Source organism: Enterobacter sp. BWH52, assembly GCF_001037565.1.
Lineage (GTDB): Bacteria > Pseudomonadota > Gammaproteobacteria > Enterobacterales > Enterobacteriaceae > Enterobacter > Enterobacter hormaechei_C.
In genome coordinates this window covers 3,268,841-3,288,509 of the sequence record NZ_KQ089854.1, presented here as the reverse complement: position 1 = coordinate 3,288,509, position 19,669 = coordinate 3,268,841, and the positions used below count along the sequence as shown (strand labels likewise).

The following is a 19,669-nucleotide window of genomic DNA, read 5'->3' as shown; positions in this document are numbered from 1 at the left end:
TTTTCGCAGTCTGTCAGAATTAAGGCGCTTTTTTATGCTGCGTACAGAGTTCCGGCACCGGATCGCACCCGCTGGTATCGGCTTTTTTCACCTCTTCCAGCGCGCTGGCGACGGTATGGCGCGCTAAAACCGCTAACGAAGCCTGCTCCGCTTCATCAGCGATTGATTTGAAGTACCAGCAGGCGTTGGCGCTGACCACGCAGCGGGCCGGGACGTCAGGACGGGACGCCCACAGCTTTTTATCTTCAGTGACGGAAAGGTAAATATCACGCAGGGTAATCTCTTCCGCCGGGCGGCCAAGATGAATAGAGCCGTTGCGGCCAAGCGTGGAGACGATAATGCCGTCGCGGGCGAGAGGAACCATTAATTTGCGGATAAAGCTCGGATTCGCTTCCAGGCCGTAAGCCAGGATTGCACTCGTCGAACGTTCACCCGATTGCTCCGCCATCGCTACGCTGAGAACCATCTGCAAAGCTGTCGGGAAGCGGTAATCTAACATTTTTCTGTCCTGGGTTGCGGTGAATCTTGTTCTTTTTGGCACCGCAGAGGTGAATAATCAGTAAGTAACAATATAACAAATACGGTAATTTTATTGAAGCAATCTGCGGCATACGTGAAGTAACGCTGCGCTGACACATGTCAGGACGTGTAGCGCCGGGTTTACGTTCATGCGAACGCCGGATTCGGGAAATCAACGGTCACCATAAGACCACCTTCGGCTGACGTACTCAGATTGACCCTGCCGTTGTGTTGCTGCGTAACGGCTTTGACGATGGCAAGCCCCAGTCCACTCCCGCTTTGGGTCTGATTAGGATCGCGGAAAAATCTGTCGAACACGCGCTCCCGCAGTTCAATCGGGATACCGGGGCCCGCGTCTGAGACGCGCAGCTGAGCGCACTTATCACGCGATTGCAGTTGTACCTCAATGCGTCCACCCTCGGGGCTGTACTTCACGGCATTCTCAATTAAATTGTCGATCAGCGACACCAGACGTTCCCGAATGCCTGCGACATGGATTTCATCGTCGGCGAAGAATTCAAACTCAATTCTGCGTCCGGACGCCAGCGGTTCCAGGGCAGCCATTCGCTCCTGAATAAGCGTTGTCAGCGGCACAGGCGACATCACCGTGCTGATGTGTGCTTCGCTGTGCATCATCAGCAGAAGCTGATTGACGAGACGCGCAGCACGGCTATTGCTGCGAACAATGCCCGCAAGCAGTTCCTGCTGGCTTTCGCTGATGACCCAGGACTGCAATGCCTCGACGTTGATCCGCATCGCGGCCAGAGGCGTACGCAGTTCGTGAGCGGCATCGGCAATAAACATTTTTTCCCTTTCGGCGCTTTCCCGCACCCTGGCCAGAAAGTCATTAATCGCGTCGACCGTCTGGCGAAGCTCTCTGTGTCTGGGGACGGCTTTTAAAGGCGAGAGATCGTCCGGCGTGCGCAATGAAATTTCATCTACCACCTTGTTCCAGGGGCGCATCGCGATGCGGATGGACAGCCACGCGGGGAACAGAAGAAAAGGGATGCATATCATCAGCGGCATGACGTAGTAGCCGCGCGAGTTCAGATAGATAAAGAAATTCCAGCTACCGGCAGGGGTAAAAAGGGTGACCTCCACGTCGGAGTGCGCGGATTTGAGGGTACGGCTTGTCCATGTATGGTCCTCACTCTGGACATGCTGCATGACCCCCAGACGGCTATTTTTTACCCCCGTTGGCGCACCATCCGAAGAAAAAATAATCTCGTTATTCTTGCGAACAATGAGGTTGATGGACAGCTCCGGGTCTTCACCGCCGCCATAGCCCTCCCGCAGCGCCTTGCTGAACGCTGCCAGCACGGCATTACGCGCCTGCGGGCGATCGTCCATGCTCTCTACCAGGGAAAAAACGGTTTCGTAAGTCTCATTGCCCGTCAGTATGGGAGGACTACGCAGGTCTTCCAGCAAAATGAAGGTTAAAAAGAGACACCAGAGCAACGTAAGCAGCAGCATCTGGGCGACCAGCATTCGCCTGACCAGTGTGGGAAGCCTGAGGTGGTGCCAAAAATTACGCATCAACCTGCCGCCTTCTGAACGGGTACGGTATCAATGACATACCCAACGCCTCTCACCGTTCGCACAAAGCCATCGCCAATTTTTCGCCGCAGGTTACCCATATGCACATCAAGTGCGTTGCTGAGGTTTTCTTTCGTGCCAAATAACCTTTCTTCCAGATACCGTCGCGTAAGCACGCGATCGGCGCGCAGCATTAACGTTTCAAGCAGCGCATATTCGCTTGCCGTCAGCTCAACGTGGCGTGCGCTCACCGTTACGCGACGCGTCGGAATATGAAGCGACAAACCGCGAATTTCTATTGCCTCATTTTCAAAACCGTAACTGCGCCGCGCAAGGGCTCTCACGCGCGCCAGCAGTTCGGCGAGAACAAAAGGTTTGACCAGATAATCGTCTGCGCCTGCATCCAGACCGCACAGGCGGTCCTGTAGCGTGCCTCGCGCCGTCAGGATGATGACGGGGACGCCCTTAAGCTGTTGACGCAGGCGCGTCATCAGGCTCATGCCATCGCCATCGGGCAGCCCCAGGTCTAGCAAAATAAGTTCCGGCACGCAGATCCCAAGCTGATGCAGCGCATCCTCTTTGCGGCGTACCCATATGACATCAAATCCTTGATCTGCAAGGGCGATACGTACGCCATTGCCGAGATCCAGGTCGTCTTCAATTAGTAGAATTTTCACATTGGTAACTGTATCAACAGTGCATGAAGAACAACTGAAGAAAAAACGGTATCAGGAATTCTTCAGGGTTTACAGAACCTTCACTTGCTTCAGCATTTCTTCATTTACGGCTCATAAGAACCTTAAGGTGAGTATTCAGAATGAGCGCTCTGGCGTTTAACACCGCTTGTATCGCAATTATCTGAATCCAAAGGGCTTCTTTAATGAGAAACATCACACTGCGTCATAGTTTCCCCCGTTCACGCATCGGTCGCAGCATGAAAAGCATCTTGCCGGGGGCCGTCCTGGCGTTACTGGCTACCACGGCCCTGGCGGCAGATCAGCGCCAGGGCAACGTGTTAACCCTGGGAGGCGGCGTGGATGTTGCGCCACGCTATTCCGGTTCGGACAAGAGCCGGGTCTCTGCGGCTCAGGTGGTTGATTACGCGATGGCAAATGGTTTTTTTGTCAGCACCACGCGGGGGATCGGCTACGGCAACAGCTTTGGTAACCTGGACTACAACGCAGCGCTGAGCTATCGCGCTGGACGTAAGGATCGCGACGTAAGCAGCGATTCGATCGCCTCCGGCAGCGACGACCTGCTGGGAATGGGTGACATTAAAGGCTCAGCTATCGTTGTGCCAGGGCTGGGGTACAGGGTGACTGACTGGCTGACCGTGCAGTTGCAGGCAGAGGTTCCGGTTTCGGAGAGAGACAATGGTGAGGCTGTGCATTTCGGCATTGCCAGCCCGTTCTATACATCTCCGAAAAATGCGTTAACGCTGGCGCTGACCGGTAGCTGGGGATCCAGTAAGTACGTGCAAACCTATTACGGGGTGAATGCCGCCCAGTCGGCCGCATCGGGTTTTGCCCGACACGATGCCGGATCGGGACTATATGCGTATTCGCTGAACCTGGACTGGACTCATAGGCTCACCTCCCGCTGGAGCCTGCTTGCCGCAGCTGGCGTTACGCAACTGACGGGAGATGCAGGCGATAGCCCAATTGTTCAGCGAAAAACGTCTCCTGTGGGAAGTTTGAAGGTGACGTACAGCTTCTGATGGTTAAGAGAGGGGGAAGGCGCGTTTGTGACAAAACCGCACATAACCCCGTTGCAGGAGCCAGAAGTGCATAAAGCCCGCAGGATGGCGTGGCCCGAAGTCGGACCGTTCATCATGCGGGCTTTTTTATCACTGTTGACCCGATAACGCCTGTTCAATCGTACGGGTAACGACGTCCGGCTGGCTGACCATCGATACATGGCTTGCCGCTACCTCCGTGGTGTTGGCGTTGATTTTCTTCGCCATTGCGCGCTCAAGCTCAGGATTGATCATCCGGTCATTTTTGCTGATCACATACCAGCTCGGTTTGTCATGCCAGGCGGCATGCGCGACTTTCTCCCCAAACGCATCGGCCTTAATAGGGCTTTGCGTCGCGGCAATCACGCTGCGCTCAACGTCCTTCACGTCAGGGGCAAAATTCTCGCTGACCGCTTTTGTCGGCAGATATAAATACCCCTCTGACGTTTTAGCGAGGCTGGCGCTCCCTGGCGGAGCAGGATAACTGTCTGCCAGATCTGCGGTCGACTGGCCGGAATCCGGCGCAAAAGCGGCAACGTAAACCAGAGACTTCACCCGCGCATTATTGCCCGCTTCGCTGATTACCGACCCGCCCCAGGAGTGCCCGACCAGCACAACGTCGCCATGAGTCCGGGCGATAGCACGCTGCGTGGCGGCGACATCATCTTTCAGAGACGTGAGCGGAAGTTGTACCGCAATGACCTCGGTATGGTGTTTTTGCAGCCGGGTAATCACCTTATTCCAGCTGCTGCCGTCGGCAAACGCCCCGTGCACCAGCACCACGCTGGCTTTCGTCTCTGCCAGCGCGCTGGTGGAAACCGCCAGCAGCGCCGCTGTTAATACAGACAATGCTTTCATAACAGGCTCCTTAAAAGTGGTGAACCGCGGCGTGTGGCGGCACGGTGAATTCAACGGTTTTATGGTCGATGGGCTTATGCGTCGGGTCAGCAACGATGATGGTTACCTTGTGTTTCCCGGCGGGCAGCCCGACCAGGATCACCGGCTCGCCGCTGGTATCAGCCCAGTGCCAGGGCGCGTCATCCACCACAACGTGAATATGGCCGATACGCGGAGTGACTTTCAGCGCGTCGGGTCCAAATACAGGTTCAATGCGCAGGTTTTCGACGCGGTACTGAATAAAGACTGCACCTTTACTCAGCGGTCCCGCCAGCGGTGGGTCGACGATCAGTTTTGCTGGCGGCTGGGGTTTTTCCTGCGGCGCTACGGCGGCCGGGCCATTAACATCAGCGGCGCTCAGGCCATCCAACGGTGCGGCCAGTGCGCCAGCAAAGGACGTCAGCGCAAATACAGGAAGCAGGAAATATCGACGAATCATCTGTGTCTCTCCTCATCAGTTTATTATGGCGAGGGATACAGAAGACCATTTTTATGTATCGGGGATGTTTGCTTCTGCGGGCGTTTTGTACCGGTTTGTCAGCGTAGCGCTCGGGATACAGTGCGATACAGTTTGTTTGCCTGGGCTGCGCACGAGCGCCACTGCGAACCCCGCAATGACCAGCGTCAGTCCTGCGGAAACCCACATTCCGCCTGTTATACCCAGCGACTTATTCAGCCACGCATACGCAAACGGAGAGGCGGCTGCCATCAGTTGGCCTGGAATAAGCAGCAGCCCGGTGCGGCTGGCATAGCGCTCTGTACTAAACAGTTCCAGGGGTAGCGTCGCTTTGACGATAGTCACCAGCCCGTTAATGGCACCAAAGCCGAACACAAATCCGGCGGCACACCAGGCCAGCATGTCGCTGCTCAGTCCGATGAGAAAACAAAGCGGCATGGCGAGCGCAGTGAAAAGCGTCAGTTTTAGCGGAGTGAGACGCGCCCCTGCCAGCACCTCCATAAGGCGCGCACCGGTCTGCCCCATTCCCCACAGCATGCCGACGGCGACCGGCAGGCCGAAGCTGGCGATAAATTCGGGAAGGTGTGTAGAGGTGCCGTTAGAGACGAAGGCGATGAGAGCAATGAAGGTTGCATAAAGCCAGCCATTACGCCTGTCATGAGGGGAAACCTGCGTACATGCTTTGGGCTTGACCGTAAAGCGCTGGCGCGGGAAGCGCCGAAGAAGCAGGGCACTGAGCAGACCGAACAGGGCGTAGATCTTCAGCGCATCCTGCCAACCCATCACGTTCAGTAAGGCGTCTCCCAGCGGCCAAAAGACAGCGGACGCCAGCCCGCCTGCCAGGGTGACACGAGAGATTGTCCTGCGTGCCTGCGGTCCGTATAGGTTCACAAGAGCGGAGAAAAGCGCATCATACAGCGACAGGCGCATCCCGATGCCGGTCAGCAACCAGGCGCCATACCAGCCTGAAAGTGTGGGCGTAAAGGCCATTGACAGACAGCTTACGGCGATCAGCAAGGTCCCGCTCATTACCACCCTTTGTCCACCAAAACGCGCCAGCAGAGGAGCGACAAACGGCGAGACAATAGCCATAACCAGCATGGCCAGCGTCAGGCCGAGATAGATTTCGGGGGACGACCAGCTTCGGTCTGCTGTAATGGCATGAGCAAAGGTTCCCGGCATGTAAAAGGAGATCCCCCAGTTAATGAGTTGATTACATCCCGCAGTGAGCGCAAGACGGCGAGGGAGTGCAGGTGTTTCCATTATTTTTCATTCCGTTAGGCAGTTGTCCCGAGCATACAGGGCGCGGTATTGTGCTGGCAGAGCCGTATCCTTATTCACCCTATAAGAGAAACTTTGCATGACGACGCTCAATCTGGGACACCTCGCCACTTTTCGTCTGGTCGTTCAACGCGGCAGCTTTTCTGCGGCAGCAGATGTAATGGGTATTTCCCAGCCCGCCGTCAGCCTGCAAATACGCCAGCTGGAGCAGTTTCTTCAGACGCGGCTGATCGAACGTACGGGGCGTGGAATCAAAGCCACTGCTGCCGGTGAGGCGCTACGGGTGCACGGTGAACGTCTTGAACTGGCGGTTGAGGAGACAATTCGTTCGGTTAGCGCATTCAATCAGGAAGTGAGCGGCACCATCACGCTTGGCACGGGCGCGACGGCCTGTATTCATCTGCTTCCAGCGCTGTTGCAGCAGCTTCGTGAGGAGTATCCCCTGTTACGGATCGGAGTGACGACGGGAAATACGCCAGATATCGTCAGGGCGATTGAGGAGAATCGGCTGGATATGGGGCTGGTCACGCTACCGGCGAGCGGTCGTACGTTGGCGATTATGCACGCGATGGAGGAAGAGTTTGTCTGGATTGGCGCGCAGGTTCAGCCGGAAGAAGGGGAGCAGTTTACGCCAGACTCTTTATACGCTCAGCCGCTCATTGCGTTTGAGTCGGGCAGCGGTACGCGAACGTTGATTGACGGCTGGTTTGAAGCCCGCGGACTAGCCGTCTCACCGGTTATGCAGCTTGGCAGTATTGAGGCCATCAAACGCATGGTACGTGCAGGGCTGGGCTACAGTATTGTGCCGCGAATGGCGGTGGAGCATGCCGACGACCGGGAGGGATTACGCGTTCAATCGTTAACGCCCGTTCTGCGCCGGCAACTGGCGATAGTGATGCGTCAGGATAAGATCCTCAGCAAAGGGATGACGGTGATTATTCGGCTGTTACAGCGTGAACATGGACGTTAGCGCTCGGGCGAATCCACAACGAGGCCTGATTGCTGCGACTGAATTTTGTCCTGATGGTGATACCAGGCGCCAATGGAGGAATAAACAAAGCGGCCAAAGAAAAACAGGAAACTGATGAGCAGTATGATGCGGGTCATCCGGGTGTTAAATCGATGTCGTTTTCGCATACGCGTAGCCTGACTCACTTTCTTTTCCTGAGTATACCCTTTTGGGCGATACGGCTATTAAGGCACAGCCGCAAGTCTGGGTCAATTCGGCGAAATGTAAAATACCGTCAATGCTTACATTAATTTATGTTATTAAAAACAACGCTTTTATTTATCGCATTGATAATTACAGGAAAAATATTCAAAAAAAACGTAAGAAAGGTTTATTCAGATAAATTAGTTTGATTTAGGTCAACCGCATCCCGTCGTTGATATTTAAAATCCCTCCTCCACTGTGCTTGCCAGGAGTTTTCCGGGCAACGTGTACGTCAGGTTGGATGCCTGTCTTCCTTTACCCTCTGGAGCGCAAGGGTTGTAAACGAGCATCTATGAATATTCACCACATCCTGAAGCAAAATAAAGACCGCTGGTGGGCACTTCCTCTTATTTTACCCGTCGTGTTACTCCCGGTACTAAGTGTGGCTAATACCTTAACGCAGCTGGGCGACGGTATCGTTGCGCTCTATTATCTCCCGCTCTCTTTTCTGCTGGCGCTGATGTTGTTCTTTGGCCTGGAAGCCCTCCCCGGGGTGGTGGTATCGCTATTTTTACGTTATTACCCCTCCGTTGGGTTATTTGAAACCGTGGCTGGCATTCTGCATTTTATCATTCCTCTGGTGCTCAGCTGGGGCGGTTATCGCGTATTTGCGCCCCGGCGTAATATGACCGCTTACGGTGACATACGCCTGATGGGGCAGCGTATTTTCTGGCAGGTATTTTGTCCGGCAACGCTTTTTCTGGTGCTGTTTCAGTTTGCGGTTTATCTCGGCATTTATGAGAGCCGCCAGAGCCTCGCGGGACTAAATCCCCTCAATATTCGGACACTTATTAACTATCAGGGGCTACTGGTGAGCGGGCTGACGGGCGTGCCGCTAAGCTACCTGCTGATCCGCCTGATACGGCATCCGCGCTATATCAAGGGACTGATGTCCCAGCTCCGCGCGCAAATAGACAAAAAGGTGACGGCCGTTGAGTTTGTGGTGTGGTTTTTAGCCCTGGGCGGGTTGCTGGTCATGCTGCTGCTGCCCATGAATGCAAACAGTTCCATTTTCAGTACCAACTACACCTTGTCCCTGCTGATGCCCGTGATGCTCTGGGGGGCGATGCGCTTTGGCTACAAGCTGATGTCACTCATCTGGACGCCGGTCCTGCTGGTGTCGATTCACTTTTTTTATCACTACATTCCGGTGCAAGAGGGGTATGGCATTCAGCTGGCGATCACCTCATCCAGCTATCTGGTCTTTTCCTTCGTTGTGACGTACATGTCGATGCTGGCGACACGCCAGCGCGCCATCAATATTCGCTCCCGCAGTCAGGCTTTTCTCGATCCGGTGGTGCATATGCCCAACCTGCGGGCGCTGTCGCGCGAGCTGGCCAGTCATCCGTGGTCAGCGCTCTGTTTACTGCGCGTGCCCGAGCTGGAGGTACTGGGACGCAATTACGGCGTGATGCTGCGGATCCAGTATAAACAGCAGCTGGCGCAATGGATAAACGGCACTCTACAGCCCAATGAGCGAGTCTATCACCTCACCGGGTATGACATGGCGGTGCGTCTGGATGCGGAGTCGCATCAACAGCGCATTGAGACGCTGGACGAGCATATCAAGCAGTTCGTTTTTGTCTGGGATGGTATGCCGGTACAGCCTCAGGTCGGCATAAGCTATTGCTATGTGCGCTCACCCGTCAATCACCTCTATCTGGTGCTGGGGGAGCTGGGCATCGTGGCCGATCTCTCCCTTTCTACCAACCACCCGGAAAATCTTCAGCAGCGCGGGGCTGTTCACTTGCAGCGTAGCCTGAAAGATAAGGTCGCGATGATGAGCCGTTTACAGGCCGCGCTGGAGCAGGACGCTTTTACCCTGCTGGTTCAACCCGTTCGCGGGCTGCGCGGCGATTGTTATCACGAGGTGCTGCTGCGAATGCGTGATGATAATGGGGCGCTGATCTTTCCCGAACAGTTCCTGCCCATAGCACAGGAATTTGGTTTATCGTCGCGTGTCGATTTATGGGTACTGGAGCGTACGTTGAGTTTCCTGGCACAGCACCGCCAGCGGTTGCCGGGCCAGCGCTTTGCGATCAACCTCGCACCTTCTACCGTCTACCGGGCGCAGTTCCCGCTTGAAGTGAGCCGCCTGTTAGCTAAATACGCCGTTGAAGCATGGCAGTTGATCTTTGAAGTGACCGAAAGCAGCGCCTTTGGTCATGCGGATCTGGCGGCGTCTACCCTCAGGAAATTACAAAAAATGGGCATCCGGATCGCCATTGATGATTTTGGCACCGGCTACGCCAGCTATGCGCGGTTAAAAAGCGTGGACGCCGACATCCTCAAAATCGACGGCGGTTTTATTCGCAATATTGTCAGCAACAGCCTGGATTACCAGATTGTGGCTTCTATTTGCCATCTGGCCCGGATGAAGAAAATGCTGGTGGTGGCGGAATATGTGGAAACAGAAGAGATACGTAGCGCGGTGCACGCGCTAGGTATCGATTATGTGCAGGGTTATTTGATTGGGTTGCCGGCTGAGCTTGATACGTTGCTCGACACGCAGCCTTCTCAGGAGAGCGCCTGAGCCGTTACGCTGCCGCCTCAGAACTCTCTTCTTCAATCTTCAGCAGCCAGCCGGTGACCGCTTCCCAGTACTGCTGCTCTTTTTCCAGATCCAGCAGTACCAGCGCGTTCTGGCTGAACCAGTCGTGCGGGAAGCTCAGCGTCCAGTGATAGTCATCCGTTTTTAGCTTCAGCGTCGGCGGCGTGGTGGTCGCCTGTCGCTGATTATTGAGCAATACGCCCAGGCGCAACAGCTGAATGAGCGGCAGGAACTGCTTTTTCTTAAACAACGTAAAGCGCGGCAGATCGTCGAGCTTGATGGCCTTGCGGTGATAGCGGACCAGCGTCGCCATCATGGTTTGCTGCTCCTGGTTGAAGCCAGGCAGATCGCTGTTTTGCAGAATATAGGCTGAATGGCGATGCATTCCGCTGTGGTTAATGTTCAGCCCCACCTCGTGCAGCATGGCGGCCCATTTTAACAGTGCGGCCAGCTGCGGATGCGCCAGCTTAGGATTTTGCTCCTCCCACTGCTCGTACATCTGCACCGTGGTTTCGAGAACGCGCTTCGCCTGTTCACGGTCGATGTTGTACTGGTTGGCCAGGCTCTGCGCGGTACGGCTGCGAATATCCTGATGACGGAAACGTCCTTCCATCTCATACAGCACGCCTTCACGCAGGGCGCCGTCAGAGAGACGCAGCTCTTTGATCGCCAGCGCGTCAAACACGCCGCAGAGGATCGCCAGCCCCGGTACGAACACGGCTTTACGTTCGTCGGACAGACCCGGCAAACTCAGGGCGTCGAAGCTCTTATGCTTAAGCACCTCTTCGGTGAGTTTCACCAGGCGCTCAGGCGTAATAAACCCGTCTTTTTCACCCATCGCCAGCAGCACTTCATGGGCCGCTTTAATCGACCCTGATGCGCCCAGCGCCACGTTCCAGCCCTGAATACGGTATTGCCAGGCCAGATTTTCCAGTTTTTGTACGGCGGCCATGCGCGCGCGCTGGAAGTTTTCGCGGGTGATGACGCCGCCCGGGAAATACATCTGCGCGAAGCTGACGCAGCCCATACGGCGGCTTTCCACCAGACGCGGCTCGAAGTCTTCGCCAATCACCAGTTCCGTGGAGCCACCGCCGATATCAATCACCAGCTTGCGGCCTTTTTCCGGCTGCGTATGCTCCACGCCCATAAAAATCAGGCGCGCTTCTTCGTTACCGGAGATGATCTCAATCGGGTAGGGGATAACCTTTTCCGCGCGCTTAAGAAATTCCGGCGCGTTCAGCGCCTGGCGTAGCGTATGCGTTCCGACGATGCAGACGCTGGACGGTGAAAAGCCTTGCAGACGTTCTGCGAACAGCGACAGGCAGTTCAGCCCGCGCTCCATAGCCTCTTCGCTCAGCATGTTACGCGCGTCGAGACCATCGGCCAGATGCACACGCTGCTTCAGACGACCGATGATCTGCATCGCGCCATCCACCTCGCGGGCGATGACCATATGGAAACTGTTTGAGCCAAGATCGACCGCAGCGAACTCCTGCGGGCGTGGGGTATTATCGTTTATTGGCATAGGTTAATCGGGTTGCTCAAGTGATTTAATGTAATCGTAAATCGCCAGCTGCGAGCGCACTTTACGGCGATTGCCGCGCGGTACATAGCGATTACTGAGTTCTTTGTCGATATAACGTGCTTTCACCGTATCGCTGAACAGGATCTCGATAATGTCCAGGATACGCTGCTTCAGGCGAGGATCCAGCAGCGGTGCCGCCACTTCAATACGGTAATCAATGTTACGCGTCATCCAGTCGGCGGACGAGAGGTATACGCGCTTATCACCGGCGTTATCGAAAATATAGACGCGATCGTGTTCAAGATAGCGATCCACAATGCTGATCACGCGGATGTTATCGCTAATGCCTTCCAGTTCCGGAATGAGCGAGCACATGCCACGAATGAGCAGATTTACCGGAACGCCAGAACTGGAGGCCGCGTACAGGCGGTCCACCAGCCCTTTGTCCACCAGATTGTTGAGCTTCAGCGTAATGCCGGACGACAAGCCGTTCTGCGCATTGGCAATCTCTTTGTCGATCATATCGTACAGCAGGCGCCGTGAGTTCTGCGGTGACACCAGCAGATAATCGAAGCTCACCGGGCGGTACGGGTTCTCAATGAAGTTGAACACCCGACGCACTTCGTTGGTGATGCGGGCATCGGCAGTCAGCAGCGAATAGTCGGTGTAGATTCTCGCGGTTTTCTCGTTAAAGTTCCCGGTACCGATATGGGCGTAGCGCACCACCTCGTCACCCTCTTTACGGGAGATCAGGAACAGCTTGGCGTGAATTTTCAGCCCCGGCGCGGAGAAGATGACGTGCACGCCCGCTTCCGTCAGTCGGCGCGCCCAGTGGATGTTGGCCTCTTCGTCGAAGCGAGCCTGGAGCTCAACTACCACGGTCACTTTCTTGCCGTTGTGCGCCGCGTGGATCATCGCATCGATGATGCGGGAATCTTTCGCCACGCGATAAATATTGATTTTAATCGCCAGCACGTTCGGATCGAATGAGGCCTGACGCAGCAATTCCAGCACGTGCTCAAAGGTATGATACGGATAGTAGAGCAGTACATCCCGTTCGCGGATGGCGTCGAACCCGTTGCGGAACTTATCGAACCAGATATGGCGCAGGCGCGGCAGCGGTTTGTTCACCAGATTGGCTTTGCCGACGTTCGGGAAGCCAATGAAATCTTTAAAGTTGTGGTAACGCCCGCCGGGAATAATGGAGTCGTAGCGGGAGATGGTCAGCTTATCGCGCAGCATCTCCACCATTGCGTCCGGCATATCACGCTGATAGACAAACCGCACTGGCTCCGCCGTCAGGCGCTGCTTGAGGCTGGAAGACATCAGCTCCATCAGGCTGGCTTCCATCTCATGCACCAGATCGTACTCGGCGTCACGGGTCATCTTCATCGAGTAGGCGTTGAGCGCGTCGTAATCGAAGAAGCCTTTGAAGATATCGTCCAGGCAGTAGCGCAGGATGTTATCCAGCAGGATCATCGGTTTACGTCGGCGCGGGGTTTCCGGCGGCAGGTTTACAAAGCGTGGGACTTTATCAGACGGTATTTCCAGCAGCGCGTAGTTAATGGTCTCACCACGAATGATTTCTACCGCCAGATAGGTGTAGTCATCTTTCAGGAACTGCACCAGATCGGTTTCACGGTTGATCAGAATCGGGGTGATATGCTGGCGCAGATAATGTTTAAAATAGTGGCGCAGCCAGTTTTGCTGATTCGCGGAGAGCTGGCGTTCGTTGATCAGGAAGATTTGGTTGCGTGCCATTTCCAGCAGCAGCTCGTTATAGAGGCCATCAAATTCCTGATCGGCTTTCATGACGCGAGACTGGATTTTTCCAAGCAGATGTCGCGAGTGGGAGTTTAAGCCCTGTTCTTCGCTGATGATGATTCGGCGTTTCAGTTCGGCGAAGCGAACCTTGTAGAACTCATCCAGATTGTTGGAATAGATGCCTAAAAAACGCATACGTTCAATCAGCGGGTTGGTTTTATCGGCCGCTTCCTGAAGTACACGTTCGTTGAATGCTAACCAGCTTAGCTCTTTCTCGATGTATAACTTTTCCTGACCCATTACAGCTCACACTCCAGTTCAATCACAGGACGTGGTAAATCCGTCTCGTCCTTATTATGGCGAGCATTTCCACGATATGTCCAACAGTGCCAGAAAAGTATGACAGTTATTTTTTTATTGGGGAATTTAGAGGGTTGGGGGAGGGGATGTCGGGTGGCGCTGCGCTTACCACGACCTACGGGACCGTAGGCCCGTGCAAGCGAAGCGCCGCCGGGCAATTCAAACAGACTACTCTTCGGCAGCATAACCCTGCGGGGGCAACTTCACTCCGTCCAGCCAGGCTGCGCCGTCGCGCATCTCAAGACGGCCGTCAACAAACCAGCTTACCACCAGCGGATAAATGGCGTGTTCCTGAGCCTGTACACGTTCGGTCACGTCGTCTTCGTTGTCACCGTCAAAGACCGGTACTTTTGCCTGCAAAATGACCGGACCGCCGTCCAGCTCGTCGGTAACGAAATGCACGGAGGTACCATGCTCCTCATCGCCGTTCTCCAGCACCTGACGATGGGTGTGCAGACCGGGGTATTTTGGTAGCAGGGAAGGGTGGATATTGAGCAGTCGTCCGGCGTAGTGTGCAACAAAAGCCGGGCTCAGGATGCGCATGTAGCCTGCCAGCACCACCACGTCAGGCGCGTAGGCGTCAATCTCCTGCACCAGCTCACGGTCAAAGGCTTCACGCCCGGCGAACTGGCTGGCTTCCAGCGCGTGCGCAGGAATGTTCGCTTCCCGCGCGCGCTCAAGGCCGAATGCATCGGCCTTGTTGCTGAATACTGCCCGAATGGTGCCATTGATTTTCTTCTGTTTGCAGGCGTCTATGATTGCCTGCAAATTGCTTCCGTTGCCGGAAATGAGCACCACGATGTTTTTCATTCAATGACCACACGCTGTTCGGAATCGGAAGCTTTAATCGTACCTATTTTCCACGCGTTTTCACCTTTTTCTGTCAGCAGTTTAACCGCTTTATCCGCTTCGCTGGCGGGCAGGGCGATAACCATGCCCACGCCGCAGTTAAAGGTGCGGTACATTTCATGCTCGCTCACGTTGCCTGCGGTTTGCAGCCAGTTGAAGACGGACGGCCACTGCCATGAGGAGGCGTCGATCACCGCCTGGGTATTATCCGGCAGCACGCGCGGAATGTTTTCCCAGAAGCCGCCGCCGGTAAGGTGAGCGATGGCGTGCACGTCAACGTTCTCAATCAGCTCCAGCACGTTTTTCACGTAGATGCGGGTCGGGGCCAGCAGGTGATCGGCCAGCGGTTTGCCGTCCAGCTCGGTGGTCAGCGGGTCGCAACCGCTCACTTCGAGGATCTTACGCACCAGAGAGTAGCCGTTGGAGTGCGGACCGCTGGAGGCCAGCGCAACCAGCACATCGCCGTCAGCCACTTTGCTGCCGTCGATAATTTCTGATTTTTCTACCACGCCGACGCAGAAGCCTGCGACGTCATAATCTTCACCGTGATACATGCCAGGCATTTCTGCGGTTTCACCGCCGACCAGCGCACAGCCGGATTGCAGGCAGCCTTCGGCGATACCGTTAATGACGCTGGCTGCGGTATCCACGTCCAGCTTGCCGGTCGCGTAGTAATCCAGGAAGAACAGCGGCTCAGCGCCCTGTACCACCAGGTCGTTGACGCACATCGCCACCAGATCGATACCAATCGTATCGTGACGCTTAAGATCCATCGCCAGGCGCAGTTTTGTACCGACACCATCCGTACCCGAGACCAGCACAGGTTCACGATATTTTTGCGGCAGCGCGCACAGTGCGCCGAATCCACCCAGGCCACCCATCACTTCCGGGCGGCGGGTTTTTTTCACCACACCTTTGATTCGGTCAACCAGCGCATTACCTGCGTCAATATCAACACCGGCATCTTTGTAGCTGAGAGAAGTTTTGTTGGTCACGGCTTAAATCCCCACGCGATTGCATAGCTAGTAAGAAAAATCGGCGCAATTCTAACAGTCCAGGCAAACGTTTGCGAGCCTATTCTCGGCGTGGGGATCTTTTTTTCTGTGCGGCCTGTACAGGGCAACAAACTTGACTCTGTTCACGAAAATGAAACCGGTTTCGGCGATCTGCTTGCAACGGCAATCCCCTTTGCACATCATCAAACTGAAACCGGTTTCTGTAACTGTTTTTGCAGAAAATAACGCAGAATGAGGGATAGCGAATGTCAGGATTTAAAGCAGGTTTTCTGTGGGGTGGGGCCGTTGCGGCGCACCAGCTTGAAGGCGGCTGGAAAGAGGGCGGCAAGGGCGTGAGCGTTGCCGATGTCATGACGGCAGGCGCCCATGGGGTACCGCGTGAAATCACCAACGGCGTGATGGAGGGGAAAAATTACCCAAACCACGAAGCCATCGACTTCTATCACCGCTATAAAGAAGACATCAAACTCTTTGCCGAAATGGGGTTCAAATGCTTTCGCACCTCCATCGCCTGGACGCGTATCTTCCCGAAAGGCGACGAGCTGGAGCCGAACGAAGCGGGACTCCAATTCTATGACGATTTGTTCGACGAGTGCCTGAAGCACGGCATCGAGCCGGTGATCACGCTTTCCCACTTCGAGATGCCTTTCCACCTGGTGACGGAATACGGCGGCTGGCGCAACCGTAAGCTGATCGACTTCTTTGTCCGCTTCGCGAAGGTCGTTTTTGAGCGCTACCAGCATAAAGTGAAGTACTGGATGACCTTTAACGAGATCAACAACCAGGCCAACTTCCACGAAGACTTTGCGCCGTTTACCAACTCCGGGCTGAAATATGCGCCGGGAGAAAATCGCGAGCCGGTGATGTTCCAGGCGGCGCACTATGAGCTGGTGGCCAGTGCTCTGGCGGTGAAGGCGGGGCGCGAGATCAACCCGTCACTGCAAATCGGCTGCATGATTGCCATGTGCCCCATCTATCCGCTGACCTGTGCCCCGGACGACATGATGATGGCGATGAACGCCATGCATCGCCGCTACTGGTTCACCGACGTTCACGTGCGCGGCAAGTATCCGCAGCATCTGCTCAACTACTTTGAACGTCGCGGCTTCGCGCTGGATATTACCGAAGAAGATAAAGTGGCGCTGACGCAGGGCTGCGTGGATTACATCGGGTTCAGCTACTACATGTCTTTCGCTACCAAAGCGACGGCGGATAATCCGACGCTGGATTACGACGAGAGCAAGAGCCTGGTTTCTAACCCGTACGTGCAGAAATCGGACTGGGGCTGGCAGATCGATCCTGTCGGGCTGCGCTACTCCCTGAACTGGTTCTGGGATCACTATCAGCTGCCGCTGTTTATTGTGGAAAACGGTTTTGGCGCGATCGACGTGCAGGAGAGCGACGGCACGGTGAACGACCAGTACCGCATCGACTACCTTTCCGCCCACATCCGCGAGATGAAAAAAGCGGTGGTGGAAGACGGCGTGGATCTGATGGGCTACACGCCGTGGGGCTGTATCGACCTGGTCTCTGCCGGCACCGGCGAGATGAAGAAACGCTACGGCTTTATCTTTGTCGATAAAGATAACGAAGGTAACGGTACGCTGAACCGCAGCAAGAAGAAATCGTTCGACTGGTATAAGCAGGTGATTGCCAGCAACGGAGAGCAGCTATAATTGCCCGGTGGCGCTGCGCTTACCGGGCCTACGGGATGTCCAGGCCGGGTAAGCGTTAGCGCCACCCGGCAGAATCCCGTCCCCAAGCCGGAGCCTCGCCTCCGGCTTTTTTGTTTTTGATTGATGTATGTCAAGCAAGATGGGTATGGCGCAATCCGAAAAAAGCGGTATAATCCCGCGATTTTTTTGCGGATGCCACCTCAGAGGAGAAAGAGAATGAAGATTGTGGAAGTGAAACACCCACTCGTTAAACACAAGTTGGGCCTGATGCGTGAGCATGACATCAGCACGAAGCGTTTTCGCGAACTGGCTTCTGAAGTGGGTAGCCTGCTGACCTACGAAGCGACCTCTGATCTGGAAACGGAAAAAGTGACCATCGAAGGCTGGAACGGCCCGGTACAGGTTGAGCAGATCAAAGGTAAAAAAATTACCGTGGTGCCAATCCTGCGTGCGGGTCTGGGCATGATGGAAGGCGTGCTGGAGCACGTCCCAAGCGCGCGTATCAGCGTGGTGGGTATCTACCGTAACGAAGAGACGCTTGAGCCGGTCCCGTACTTCCAGAAGCTGGTCTCTAACATCGATGAGCGTATGGCGCTGGTGGTTGACCCGATGCTCGCGACCGGCGGTTCGATGATAGCCACCATCGACCTGCTGAAAAAAGCGGGATGCAGCAGCATCAAAGTGCTGGTACTGGTTGCGGCGCCGGAAGGTATCGCGGCGCTGGAAAAAGCGCACCCGGACGTTGAACTCTATACCGCGTCTGTCGACCAGGGACTGAACGAGCACGGGTACATCATCCCGGGGCTCGGCGATGCCGGCGATAAGATTTTTGGTACTAAATAATCGAATAACGATAAAGAAGCCGACTTTGATAGTCGGCTTTTTTTTGAATAAAAACCAACAATGACACTCAGAGGAAAACACTATGACGCGCCGTGCTATCGGGGTGAGTGAAAGACCGCCGCTTTTACAGACAATCCCGCTTAGTTTGCAGCACCTGTTCGCCATGTTTGGCGCAACCGTGCTGGTGCCAATCCTGTTTCACATTAACCCGGCTACCGTGCTGCTGTTTAACGGCATCGGTACGCTGCTTTACCTCTTCATCTGTAAAGGCAAAATCCCGGCCTATCTCGGGTCGAGCTTCGCGTTTATCTCCCCGGTACTGCTGTTGCTGCCGCTGGGTTATGAGGTCGCGCTGGGCGGCTTCATCATGTGCGGCGTGCTGTTCTGCCTGGTCTCCTTCATCGTGAAGAAAGCCGGTACCGGCTGGCTGGACGTGATGTTCCCGCCTGCGGCAATGGGGGCCATCGTTGCCGTCATCGGCCTGGAGCTGGCGGGTGTCGCGGCGAACATGGCTGGGCTGCTGCCTGCGGACGGTCAGTCACCGGATTCTAAAACCATTATTATTTCGCTGGTGACGCTGGGCGTGACGGTATTCGGTTCCGTCCTCTTCCGCGGCTTTATGGCAATTATCCCAATCCTGATCGGCGTGCTGGCGGGTTACGCGCTCTCCTTCGTGATGGGCGTTGTGGATACCACCCCGATTGCCGAGGCGCACTGGTTCGCGCTGCCAACCTTCTACACCCCGCGCTTTGAATGGTTCGCCATTTTCACCATTCTTCCTGCTGCGCTGGTGGTGATTGCTGAGCACGTCGGCCACCTGGTGGTGACGGCGAACATCGTGAAGCGCGACCTGATCCGCGACCCGGGCCTGCATCGCTCCATGTTTGCCAACGGTTTCTCCACCATCATCTCTGGTTTCTTCGGCTCCACGCCAAACACGACTTACGGTGAGAATATCGGCGTAATGGCGATCACCCGCGTCTACAGCACCTGGGTTATCGGCGGCGCGGCGATCATCGCCATTCTGCTCTCCTGCGTTGGTAAACTGGCGGCAGCGATCCAGATTATCCCGGTGCCGGTGATGGGCGGCGTTTCTCTGCTGCTGTACGGGGTGATCGGTGCCTCCGGTATTCGCGTGCTGATTGAATCCAAAGTGGATTACAGCAAGGCGCAGAACCTGATCCTGACCTCCGTTATCCTGATTATCGGCGTGAGCGGCGCGAAGGTGCACATCGGCGCGGCAGAGCTGAAGGGTATGGCGCTGGCGACCATCGTCGGCGTCGGCCTGAGCCTGATTTTCAAGCTGATCTCGGTGATCCGCCCGGAAGAGGTGGTGCTGGACGCGGACGACAGCGAAAAAGCGCCACATTGATCGTCATGCCGGGCGAAGGATCGCCCGGTTCTCTCCTTGCAGGTTCCGTGTTAAACTCCATTCCGATTTTATGTA

General features: G+C 55.4%; 17 protein-coding genes. 6 read left to right on the top strand and 11 right to left on the bottom strand.

The window, feature by feature from the left end:
- Positions 1–19: 19 nt before the first annotated feature.
- From SK47_RS15535 to SK47_RS15525, 3 genes are all read right to left on the bottom strand, one after another.
- On the bottom strand, positions 20–499 hold the full coding sequence (locus SK47_RS15535) for an RrF2 family transcriptional regulator (protein ID WP_003860591.1): 480 nt from the start codon (positions 497–499) through the stop codon (positions 20–22).
- Between the two features lie 167 nt (positions 500–666).
- Positions 667–2,055 (bottom strand): sensor histidine kinase, encoded by a 1,389-nt coding sequence (locus SK47_RS15530; RefSeq protein WP_032609820.1) that lies wholly within the window; start codon positions 2,053–2,055, stop codon positions 667–669.
- The gene (locus SK47_RS15525) at positions 2,055–2,732 is read right to left on the bottom strand and encodes a response regulator (protein WP_022651566.1); all 678 of its coding nucleotides are present in this window, start codon (positions 2,730–2,732) and stop codon (positions 2,055–2,057) included. Before SK47_RS15525 ends, SK47_RS15530 begins: the two co-directional genes overlap by 1 nt.
- Positions 2,733–2,935: 203 nt before the next feature.
- Between SK47_RS15525 and SK47_RS15520 the strand changes: the two genes are divergently transcribed.
- Positions 2,936–3,772, top strand: a complete 837-nt coding sequence (locus SK47_RS15520; RefSeq protein WP_048244626.1) for a MipA/OmpV family protein — start codon at positions 2,936–2,938, stop codon at positions 3,770–3,772.
- Positions 3,773–3,901: 129 nt separating this feature from the next.
- On the opposite strand, the gene SK47_RS15515 is transcribed toward SK47_RS15520, so the two are convergent.
- The 3 genes from SK47_RS15515 to SK47_RS15505 are packed head-to-tail and all read right to left on the bottom strand — an operon-like array spanning position 3,902 to position 6,407.
- Positions 3,902–4,648 (bottom strand): alpha/beta fold hydrolase, encoded by a 747-nt coding sequence (locus tag SK47_RS15515; RefSeq protein WP_023314640.1) that lies wholly within the window; start codon positions 4,646–4,648, stop codon positions 3,902–3,904.
- A gap of 10 nt (positions 4,649–4,658) precedes the next feature.
- Positions 4,659–5,126 carry a DUF6130 family protein gene (locus tag SK47_RS15510; protein WP_003860582.1) on the bottom strand — a complete coding sequence of 156 codons (468 nt, stop codon included), beginning with the start codon at positions 5,124–5,126 and terminating at the stop codon, positions 4,659–4,661.
- Positions 5,127–5,177: 51 nt separating this feature from the next.
- Complete coding sequence (locus SK47_RS15505; RefSeq protein ID WP_048244624.1) at positions 5,178–6,407, bottom strand: MFS transporter; 1,230 nt, start codon at positions 6,405–6,407, stop codon at positions 5,178–5,180.
- A 97-nt stretch (positions 6,408–6,504) separates the two neighbouring features.
- On the opposite strand from SK47_RS15505, the gene SK47_RS15500 reads away from it, so the two are divergent.
- Positions 6,505–7,395, top strand: a complete 891-nt coding sequence (locus SK47_RS15500) for a LysR family transcriptional regulator (protein ID WP_032609815.1) — start codon at positions 6,505–6,507, stop codon at positions 7,393–7,395.
- Here the strand turns inward: SK47_RS15500 and SK47_RS23340 are convergent.
- Entirely contained in the window at positions 7,392–7,562 is a 171-nt protein-coding gene (locus tag SK47_RS23340; RefSeq protein ID WP_017383512.1) for a YfgG family protein, read from the bottom strand. The two genes, SK47_RS15500 and SK47_RS23340, sit on opposite strands and share 4 nt — an antisense overlap.
- Before the next feature lie 368 nt (positions 7,563–7,930).
- Here SK47_RS23340 and SK47_RS15490 point away from each other — a divergent pair, with 368 nt between their 5' ends.
- Complete coding sequence (locus tag SK47_RS15490; RefSeq protein ID WP_048244622.1) at positions 7,931–10,171, top strand: EAL domain-containing protein; 2,241 nt, start codon at positions 7,931–7,933, stop codon at positions 10,169–10,171.
- A 4-nt stretch (positions 10,172–10,175) separates the two neighbouring features.
- On the opposite strand, the gene ppx is transcribed toward SK47_RS15490, so the two are convergent.
- The 4 genes from ppx to purM form a co-directional block, all read right to left on the bottom strand.
- Positions 10,176–11,714, bottom strand: a complete 1,539-nt coding sequence (gene ppx / locus SK47_RS15485; protein ID WP_003860570.1) for an exopolyphosphatase — start codon at positions 11,712–11,714, stop codon at positions 10,176–10,178.
- A 3-nt stretch (positions 11,715–11,717) separates the two neighbouring features.
- Positions 11,718–13,778, bottom strand: a complete 2,061-nt coding sequence (gene ppk1, locus SK47_RS15480; protein WP_003860568.1) for a polyphosphate kinase 1 — start codon at positions 13,776–13,778, stop codon at positions 11,718–11,720.
- A gap of 228 nt (positions 13,779–14,006) precedes the next feature.
- Positions 14,007–14,648, bottom strand: a complete 642-nt coding sequence (purN, locus tag SK47_RS15475) for a phosphoribosylglycinamide formyltransferase (RefSeq protein WP_003860566.1) — start codon at positions 14,646–14,648, stop codon at positions 14,007–14,009.
- Positions 14,645–15,682: a phosphoribosylformylglycinamidine cyclo-ligase gene (purM, locus tag SK47_RS15470; RefSeq protein WP_023300680.1), complete on the bottom strand. Its 1,038-nt coding sequence runs from the start codon at positions 15,680–15,682 to the stop codon at positions 14,645–14,647. The genes purN and purM overlap by 4 nt, the downstream gene beginning before the upstream one ends.
- Before the next feature lie 266 nt (positions 15,683–15,948).
- On the opposite strand from purM, the gene SK47_RS15465 reads away from it, so the two are divergent.
- The 3 genes from SK47_RS15465 to uraA all read left to right on the top strand — a co-directional run bounded on the left by SK47_RS15465 (position 15,949) and on the right by uraA (position 19,594).
- The gene (locus tag SK47_RS15465) at positions 15,949–17,379 is read left to right on the top strand and encodes a 6-phospho-beta-glucosidase (RefSeq protein WP_048244620.1); all 1,431 of its coding nucleotides are present in this window, start codon (positions 15,949–15,951) and stop codon (positions 17,377–17,379) included.
- 216 nt (positions 17,380–17,595) lie between these two features.
- A complete protein-coding gene (gene upp, locus SK47_RS15460; protein ID WP_003860560.1) occupies positions 17,596–18,222 on the top strand; it encodes a uracil phosphoribosyltransferase in 627 nt (208 codons plus the stop codon).
- 82 nt (positions 18,223–18,304) lie between these two features.
- Positions 18,305–19,594 carry a uracil permease gene (uraA, locus tag SK47_RS15455; RefSeq protein WP_003860558.1) on the top strand — a complete coding sequence of 430 codons (1,290 nt, stop codon included), beginning with the start codon at positions 18,305–18,307 and terminating at the stop codon, positions 19,592–19,594.
- Positions 19,595–19,669: the final 75 nt, after the last annotated feature.

Bases quoted from the DNA above. Each gene is read 5' to 3' on its own strand.
- SK47_RS15530 (WP_032609820.1), bottom strand. From the start codon at position 2,055: ATGCGTAATTTTTGGCACCACCTCAGGCTTCCCACACTGGTCAGGCGA.
- SK47_RS15510 (WP_003860582.1), bottom strand. From the start codon at position 5,126: ATGATTCGTCGATATTTCCTGCTTCCTGTATTTGCGCTGACGTCCTTT.
- SK47_RS15520 (WP_048244626.1), top strand. From the start codon at position 2,936: ATGAGAAACATCACACTGCGTCATAGTTTCCCCCGTTCACGCATCGGT.
- SK47_RS15465 (WP_048244620.1), top strand. From the start codon at position 15,949: ATGTCAGGATTTAAAGCAGGTTTTCTGTGGGGTGGGGCCGTTGCGGCG.
- ppk1 (WP_003860568.1), bottom strand. From the start codon at position 13,778: ATGGGTCAGGAAAAGTTATACATCGAGAAAGAGCTAAGCTGGTTAGCA.
- SK47_RS15490 (WP_048244622.1), top strand. From the start codon at position 7,931: ATGAATATTCACCACATCCTGAAGCAAAATAAAGACCGCTGGTGGGCA.
- ppx (WP_003860570.1), bottom strand. From the start codon at position 11,714: ATGCCAATAAACGATAATACCCCACGCCCGCAGGAGTTCGCTGCGGTC.
- SK47_RS15535 (WP_003860591.1), bottom strand. From the start codon at position 499: ATGTTAGATTACCGCTTCCCGACAGCTTTGCAGATGGTTCTCAGCGTA.
- SK47_RS15505 (WP_048244624.1), bottom strand. From the start codon at position 6,407: ATGGAAACACCTGCACTCCCTCGCCGTCTTGCGCTCACTGCGGGATGT.
- uraA (WP_003860558.1), top strand. From the start codon at position 18,305: ATGACGCGCCGTGCTATCGGGGTGAGTGAAAGACCGCCGCTTTTACAG.
- purN (WP_003860566.1), bottom strand. From the start codon at position 14,648: ATGAAAAACATCGTGGTGCTCATTTCCGGCAACGGAAGCAATTTGCAG.
- SK47_RS15500 (WP_032609815.1), top strand. From the start codon at position 6,505: ATGACGACGCTCAATCTGGGACACCTCGCCACTTTTCGTCTGGTCGTT.
- SK47_RS15515 (WP_023314640.1), bottom strand. From the start codon at position 4,648: ATGAAAGCATTGTCTGTATTAACAGCGGCGCTGCTGGCGGTTTCCACC.
- SK47_RS23340 (WP_017383512.1), bottom strand. From the start codon at position 7,562: ATGCGAAAACGACATCGATTTAACACCCGGATGACCCGCATCATACTG.
- upp (WP_003860560.1), top strand. From the start codon at position 17,596: ATGAAGATTGTGGAAGTGAAACACCCACTCGTTAAACACAAGTTGGGC.